Below are 383 nucleotides of genomic sequence, written 5' to 3'. Positions count from 1 at the left end.
TTTTATTAGTTTCATCATTAATTATAAATGGTCTTTCATTTTCTATAAATGCTCTATATAGTCCTCCATATTCAATTTTATTATTTTTTAGGTTAAATTTCATCAATCCTAAAAAATCCAATTTTTGTGCAATTTGGTTTGTTTCTTCAAGCATTTCTCTTTCAGCACATTTTCTCATAGATTCCCCTTCTTCTATAATTCCACCGGGTAATTCCCAATAATTTTTCCATGTATTATATATTAACAAATAGCCATTTTTATTTTTTGCAACTACTAAAGCATGAGTCAGAGGGTAGTCTAATGTTTCCATTTTTACACTGTTTTCTGGAATAAATTTAATTTCTTCAAATATATTCCCTATTCTATCTTTACAAATATACACA

1 protein-coding gene is annotated in these 383 nt (G+C 26.4%); it reads right to left on the bottom strand.

Annotated elements, in window-relative coordinates:
• Positions 1-383: NUDIX hydrolase (locus ACYVRH_RS15045; protein WP_461257660.1), on the bottom strand; the 383-nt coding region annotated here is incomplete at both ends.

The organism is Treponema sp. R80B11-R83G3 (assembly GCF_054786115.1).
Note: the sequence above shows the minus strand (reverse complement) of the source record. Positions and strands in the feature narration are given on the sequence as shown.